This is a genomic window from Escherichia sp. XD33 (assembly GCF_019375075.1).
Classification (GTDB): Bacteria; Pseudomonadota; Gammaproteobacteria; order Enterobacterales; family Enterobacteriaceae; genus Enterobacter; species Enterobacter flexneri_A.
In genome coordinates this window covers 1-6,681 of sequence record NZ_JAENDM010000094.1, presented here as the reverse complement: position 1 = coordinate 6,681, position 6,681 = coordinate 1, and the positions used below count along the sequence as shown (strand labels likewise).

The 6,681-nt window shown below is 46.8% G+C and carries 8 protein-coding genes and 3 pseudogenes; 2 read left to right on the top strand and 9 right to left on the bottom strand.

What is annotated here, in order from left to right; all coding sequences use genetic code 11:
* Positions 1–1,119, top strand: a pseudogene (locus tag K0778_RS24365) (type I restriction endonuclease subunit R); the annotation flags it as partial.
* A gap of 79 nt (positions 1,120–1,198) precedes the next feature.
* Here the strand turns inward: K0778_RS24365 and K0778_RS27955 are convergent.
* The 9 genes and pseudogenes from K0778_RS27955 to K0778_RS24325 form a co-directional block, all read right to left on the bottom strand.
* Positions 1,199–1,333 (bottom strand): hypothetical protein, encoded by a 135-nt coding sequence (locus K0778_RS27955; protein ID WP_257187432.1) that lies wholly within the window; start codon positions 1,331–1,333, stop codon positions 1,199–1,201.
* A gap of 50 nt (positions 1,334–1,383) precedes the next feature.
* Positions 1,384–1,890: a 3'-phosphatase gene (locus tag K0778_RS24360; protein WP_072643602.1), complete on the bottom strand. Its 507-nt coding sequence runs from the start codon at positions 1,888–1,890 to the stop codon at positions 1,384–1,386.
* Positions 1,891–1,962: 72 nt separating this feature from the next.
* On the bottom strand, positions 1,963–3,225 hold the full coding sequence (locus K0778_RS24355) for a hypothetical protein (protein WP_072643603.1): 1,263 nt from the start codon (positions 3,223–3,225) through the stop codon (positions 1,963–1,965).
* Positions 3,226–3,526: 301 nt separating this feature from the next.
* Positions 3,527–4,229: pseudogene (locus K0778_RS24350) on the bottom strand (hypothetical protein).
* On the bottom strand, positions 4,226–4,903 hold the full coding sequence (locus K0778_RS24345; protein ID WP_001567998.1) for a metallophosphoesterase: 678 nt from the start codon (positions 4,901–4,903) through the stop codon (positions 4,226–4,228). Before K0778_RS24345 ends, K0778_RS24350 begins: the two are co-directional and overlap by 4 nt.
* Positions 4,900–5,526, bottom strand: coding sequence for a hypothetical protein (locus K0778_RS24340; RefSeq protein ID WP_000484116.1), 627 nt, complete (start codon positions 5,524–5,526; stop codon positions 4,900–4,902). The genes K0778_RS24345 and K0778_RS24340 overlap by 4 nt, the downstream gene beginning before the upstream one ends.
* Positions 5,424–5,834, bottom strand: a complete 411-nt coding sequence (locus tag K0778_RS27950) for a hypothetical protein (RefSeq protein ID WP_166806728.1) — start codon at positions 5,832–5,834, stop codon at positions 5,424–5,426. Before K0778_RS27950 ends, K0778_RS24340 begins: the two co-directional genes overlap by 103 nt.
* 193 nt (positions 5,835–6,027) lie before the next feature.
* On the bottom strand, positions 6,028–6,183 hold the full coding sequence (locus tag K0778_RS24330; protein WP_001567997.1) for a hypothetical protein: 156 nt from the start codon (positions 6,181–6,183) through the stop codon (positions 6,028–6,030).
* 66 nt (positions 6,184–6,249) lie between these two features.
* Positions 6,250–6,561 (bottom strand): annotated as a pseudogene (locus K0778_RS24325) (VRR-NUC domain-containing protein); the annotation flags it as partial.
* A gap of 33 nt (positions 6,562–6,594) precedes the next feature.
* On the opposite strand from K0778_RS24325, the gene K0778_RS27945 reads away from it, so the two are divergent.
* The coding region (locus tag K0778_RS27945) for a hypothetical protein (RefSeq protein ID WP_227664762.1) at positions 6,595–6,681 on the top strand (87 nt) is incomplete at its 3' end.

Here is a 6,681-nt window from a genome sequence, read left to right as displayed (position 1 = left end):
ACATTGAACACGCTATTCGTCGATAAAAACTTGCGTTTTCACGGCCTGATGCAGGCATTTTCCCGCACCAACCGTATTTATGATGCAACTAAAACCTTCGGTAATATCGTCACTTTCCGGGATCTGGAACGCTCAACTATTGATGCCATAACGCTGTTTGGTGATAAAAATACTAAAAATGTGGTGTTAGAAAAGAGTTATGCTGAGTATATGGAAGGCTTTACTGATGCTGCTACTGGTGAAGCTAAACGCGGCTTCATGACAGTAGTTTCAGAACTGGAACAACGGTTCCCTGACCCTACCAGTATTGAAAGTGAAAAAGAGAAGAAAGACTTCGTTAAACTGTTTGGCGAATACCTGCGTGCCGAGAACATCCTGCAAAACTATGATGAATTTGCCACGCTAAAAGCCCTGCAACAAATCGATCTTAGCGATCCTGTTGCGGTAGAAAAATTCAAAGCAGAACATTATGTGGATGATGAAAAGTTCGCTGAATTGCAAACAATTCGTCTCCCTGCTGATCGCAAGATTCAGGATTATCGTTCTGCCTATAACGATATTCGCGACTGGCAGCGCCGTGAGAAAGAAGCTGAGAAAAAAGAGAAATCAACCACTGACTGGGATGACGTAGTTTTTGAGGTCGATTTGCTGAAATCTCAGGAAATAAACCTGGATTATATCCTTGGACTGATTTTCGAACATAACAGACAAAATAAAGGCAAGGGCGAAATGATCGAAGAGGTCAAACGCTTAATTCGTTCAAGCCTGGGGAACCGGGCGAAAGAGGGCCTGGTGGTCGATTTTATTCAGCAAACGAACCTGGATGATTTACCAGACAAAGCCAGCATCATTGACGCGTTCTTTACCTTTGCTCAACACGAACAGCTACGTGAAGCAGAAGCGTTGATTAAAGAAGAAAATCTCAATGAAGATGCAGCAAAACGCTATATTCGCACATCTTTAAAACGCAAATATGCCACCGAAAATGGCACAGAATTAAACGAAACATTACCAAAACTTAGTCCGTTAAATCCGCAATATAAAACGAAAAAACAGGCAGTTTTCCAGAAAATCGTCTCGTTTATTGAGAAGTTTAAAGACGTAGGCGGAAAAATATAGCCCAATTCGTGTTTTTCTTGCGGGTTCTTAATTAAACCCGCAAGAGACCGTGGGGTTCCAAATGGCTAATATACTCCCCTTACCCATGCGCGACGATGCCGCCAAAAGTGATAGAGAACAGCCAGAAATAGATCGCGGTCATAATGATTTTGAATGCCGTGTTCATATCTTCAGCTCCTGTGATTGATTGGATACATGCCGCGCCTTGCGGCATGTTTTTATTTTCACCTTCCCTGTTTTAAATATCAAGATTTATTAGAGCAATTATTGTTGATGAAGAAGCGCGTTTTCATACTCCCTGACCATTAACGTAAGTACGCCGTGACTCCTGAAAACACGCGCCACTTCAATCTTATCTTCCAGCGCGAACGCGATTTTACTTAGACCAATTTTCTTAAGGAGATCAATCTTAGCTGGGCCGTCATTTCTGTCATCGGTGGCAGGACGCATAGATAGCAAAGGCTCTGCCCCATTTGTTACGTGCTTACGCAACCAGGCTCGTGTTTTATCCCTGGCTATCTCACAGCGCCCGGTTACAAACCAGAGCGTGTAAATGCTGGACAACTGGCGCACCATATCAATAACTGGAGTGATGGGAGCATCAGTGTCACAGGCAAGGTTAAACTCGTTCCAGTGCTCTGTTAATGCACCGTTGCCAGGCGGTGGAAGTAAATGCAGCCTGTCTTCCGTTGCCTCCGATATCGTTCCATCAATATCTACTATGACAATGTACGGACGTTCCTGGTGTGCGTGTTTATTGAAAATACTCAAATGCCCTCCTCATTGGACGAAAAAAATGCTGGTGGGCGCACTCCACCAGCATTAAAAGTGACACTGTAACTATCAGCGAACGTAAATAGTGCCGCCGTTCTCTTTTTCCCATGCATCGCTAAGTGCATAGCAAACATCAAGAAGTCTTCTTGCCGCTGTTTCCTCTAAACCCAATTCGACAACCAACTGCTCATGACGGCGGGTAACCACATCAAACAGGGTATGCAGCCCTTTAGTTGCCAGATCATCAATGAATTCCGGTTCGAACGGCAGCTCTGCATCTGCCAACATAACCTCTTGCGCCCACTCAACTCGACGGACCAGTTCCGGGCGGCGGCTTTCCATCTCTTTACAGATCAATTCATGGAAGAACTCTACCCAACCTTCCGGCTGGAACTCGCGGAAAATGGCCAACGGCTGGAAGTTTGGCATCAACCATTCGTTGATCCGGATATCAATGGCATAGCCCATGTCGCAGCAGAACTGATAAGCAAAGTCCAGCTTAGAAACGATATAAGGACGCTCGTTATTGAACTCTTTAGGCGATGAGATCCCATAAGCCAGGAGGCGCGGGAAGAAGGAGATTTGCCCTAACGTCGGATGAAGTTTGCTTGCAGGGAAACGGCGCTCAGTAATGCCATACATTTCCTTCTTGAGCGTCGCAAATTTGGCATTCTCATTAACCAGCGCGGTAACCTCTGCTTTTTTATTAGCAAATGCCACGCGCGCCTCGCTTGCATCTTTAATAGCCTTTTTGAGCTGTTGGTTAAGGTCGGTGACCTGCTTACGCAGTTCCTGTCGCTCGCTTTTAGCTTTGTTATAGCGTTTTTCAAGGTTAAAAGGATCAAGTTTCATGATCTCTTTATATTGAGATTTTAGCGTTGAAATCTGTGAGTTCCGCAGTTCAACCATCGAGGTCATTTCATTGAGTTTTGTTTCCAGCTCAATGCTTATATGTTCGGCATTATCAGCACGCTGGTTGGCATCATGCGTCGCATCGTCGATCGCGTCCTGTTGCTGGCGTTTCAAATGTTCAATTTGCAGCTGAAGCTCTTCAATTTCTTTACCCTTCAGACCGAGATCCAACTGCATATTTTCAGCTGCATCTACCAGGGAGTTATGGCTATCAGCTTCTGCGTTATAAACATCAATAAGCTGTGCGTGAAGTATCTCCGCTGACTGAACCGAATTATCAAAAAAACGCGCTGTGAGGTCATCACAACTAACGCGGCGTTGCGCGGCCCGGATGTTCTGGATAATGGCCGGGATACCGGCATTCAGGACGTCAGGGATAGATACATTTTCGATTGATTGGTTTTGTGCTGAAGTGCTCATTTCAAAGTTCCGTATTAGCTTGTGCTTCGGTCATTTTTCCTAAGTATGAAGGTGGAAGGACTACGCAATTTGTATCCAGTCCCTCACCTATGGCAGCCTGTAAAATTCTGGCTAAGGTGAGTCTCTTGTTGCGATACCTGGTGATGACATGCCTGATACCGCCGGTCGGCGTAACAAAGGCGATCAGCCAGTAGTGATATTTCCGTCGGAATGGCCACATAGTGCACCTTATAGATTGCTCTAATAAAAAACGTGATGAGTGTACATCACGTTTTAAAAATAATGAATTATTAGAGCAATATTATTCTGATTCTCGCTCAAAAAAATGAGCTGATAAGGGGAAGCCAATCCTCTGACACTTCGCGAGGTCGCGGTTTGCCGTGGAAAAAGATTATTCGGCAGTCTTTTGGTAATGCCCCATTCCCCCTGGAGTAACGCGCGCTCGCATATTTCGAACCAGGTTCCACAACATCGGCCTTGTAACTTACAAACCATCCCGGATACAGATCCTGAAATGCTGGTGTATCATCACCCATAACCTTCCGCAAAAACCCCTGATCACCCCAGCATTCAGTAGTAACACAACGAGCAATCCAACCTTCCGGATCTTGCCAGAATGCACTCCAGATATGCGCTTTTACACTATTTGGTATCCACAGGGCACCGCTGCCACGATATTGTGGATGGTAAAAATCCCTAAGCATGGTGAAGCTGGTTGGTGGATTCTCTAGGATTGGGCGTATATCACCGGCAATAACCGTGTCCAAATCCAGATAGAACAGATCATCGGTTATATCCGGTCGGAACAACTCGATTTTCGCCCACCAGCCACGGCACTTTTGCCACTGGTTGATCAATGGGACAACTTTGACGCCAGGTACATGTAAACGCTTCAGGTCTGTCAGGCAAATAATTTCATAGCCTTTTGGCAGTTGATTAACCAGCCACTGCACATCGGAAGCGTTATAGTCACCACCAGAGCGAAGAACTAAAGCAATCTTCATGCTGCACCATCACCTTTCACTTTCATCAATGTCAGGTTTCCGCAAAATACGGCACCTGTGTCGATATAATGCTGATTCCAGAATGTCTTCGGGCTTTTCACCGGAGTGTGACCAAAGATAAAACGATCTGCGCCAGAAATTTCGCCACCAATATCATCCATCGAATCACTGATACGCTCGCGCGCCCAGACAACGTTGAAAAGCGGCACCTCCTTACCGAATTGATATTCATTATCCGGATAGTCGGCATGGGCTATAACGATAGTTTCTTGCCCGGTGTTCAACTCAATGATATAGGGCAGTCGTCTTACCAACTCCACCAGCGCCCTGGCTAATATTTCCTGATCAGCGTCCAGCATGAAGAACCATTGACCGCCATTCATTAGCCAGTTATTCACGTTGCCATCTGGACTTAACGCATCAATCATCAGCCGCTCATGGTTCCCCATCACTGCCCTGAACCAGGGCATCTGCAATAGTTCCAGACATTCGACATTTTCAGTACCGCGATCGATAAGGTCGCCGACCGATATCAGTAAATCCTGCGCCGGGTCAAAATCCACACGATGGAGTTCGGACATCAGTCTGGTGTAGCAACCATGCAGATCACCAACAACCCAGACATTCCTGTATTTGGTACCGTCGATACGGTGATAAATTGTGGGTGCCATCATGTATTCTTCAGCCATTCTTTAAGAGTCATCTGCGGAATACCTCCCATTTTCCCGCATGAAACAACGTCAATCTGTTCACGCGCAGACTGGAATAACAAAGGCAGGTGACTTAGATTTTTTGGCGTGCCGCCGGAGTGAACGCGTGGTTCTTGTGTAGCGTCAACGCCCACCAGGGCGACATGTTTGAATCCGATATGGAAAGCCAGGTTCAGAGCACCATATGCACTATTGCCGCTGGCAATTTCATTCTCATCTTCGCAAAGGCCGAAATGTGCGGACCAGCGCCACGCCCACCACTCGGGAGAATTCGTATTTTTTGGCTCCGTGCCGCGCTCAGCCACACGACGGAAGCACAGAACGCCATCTCTGACTTCACGTTCTTTAACATCGGGTAGTGCCATGCAATAACAAACACCACGGCGACGGCGGCCACGACCAACGCGCCGCATATTGTCTGGCGATGGATCAAGGGTGAAAAAATAAGAAGCGCGGTTAAGCCAGTCGATGGCCCCATTGACCGCTATAATCGGCACTCCGCGCGGCGCAACAAAGTTTGCGGCGCTTGGGCCACTGCCGACGATAATAACGCGATCACTGCCTCTAAATTTATTCTTGGGAAACATTGAATTGCACTGCTCCTACTTGCATTCAAAATATGTAAATCTGCGTGTTTTTTGCGGGTATCCAGGAACTGCTGTTGCCATTTTGAAATAGACACCTGCGTTGGATTCCGTAGGGCTTGAGGGTGCGCGCCATGCCAATGAAGGCCGTTTTGCAGAGAACAGTCATAGCCGACTAATACCACTACTTCAGCCCCTGATTCAGCAGCCAGACTGATAGCCTGCGCGCCGCTATTTACCCCTTCCGCCGGTCCACAATATCGCCTGTACTCCAACGAAAATGATTTCGCCGCCGCCAGGTTGGCTGTCACTTTGCGGAATCTCCCTCCCGGTATGGTGGATCCGTATTGCTTCCACCATGACAAATCACCGGCGTATAAGGCATAAATGTCATCGAACATCTGCCAGGAATTGTTAACCGCGATGATTGAACAGCCAGTTTTTTCTATAGCAGCACAGTCCTCACGAGTGAGTGACGGACCGCTACCGACACAAAAAACAGTCCTAGTCGCCCTGGGTGGTATGTTCATTCTCAGCTGCAAATTCAGCCTCCAGGCGAGCATTCATTTCAGCGATTACCGGGTCCACTACAGCATCTGCTTCCTGTTCATTACGCGGCATGATCGATGCCAGCGATTCATAATTAGCCTTGAATGACACGATTATTCTCCCGATGTTAATGTGCGCTATATCAAAGAGCGCATATGCACTAATTAATTTATTATTTTAAGCAGCATACAACCACTTGTCGCCGTTCAATACATGCTCAATAGCCTCACCCTTTTTAAGGCTTATGTATTCCAGGATGGCGGTTATCGCTTGTTCTGCACCATACGCAAGAACGACGTAGTAACCTTCCTCTCTAAGCCTGCGCATCCAGGCGATCTGCTCTTTCGTCGGGGCTTTACCATTTGGTTCTTTAAGCTCAATTCGCATGCCGTGATAAATACCGCATGCTTTATCGAGACTCATGTCCGGATAACCTTTTTTCTGCCCTTCAGCCTTCATTTTCCCGGCGGTTGCTTTTGAACGTTTCCCTGGCTTTGTTGAATAAATCGAACTTTTGCTGAGTTGAAGGATCAGATCACGCATCCTCCCGACAACACAGACCATTCCGTGGCAAAGCAAAAGTTCAGAATCACCAACTGGTCCACCTAC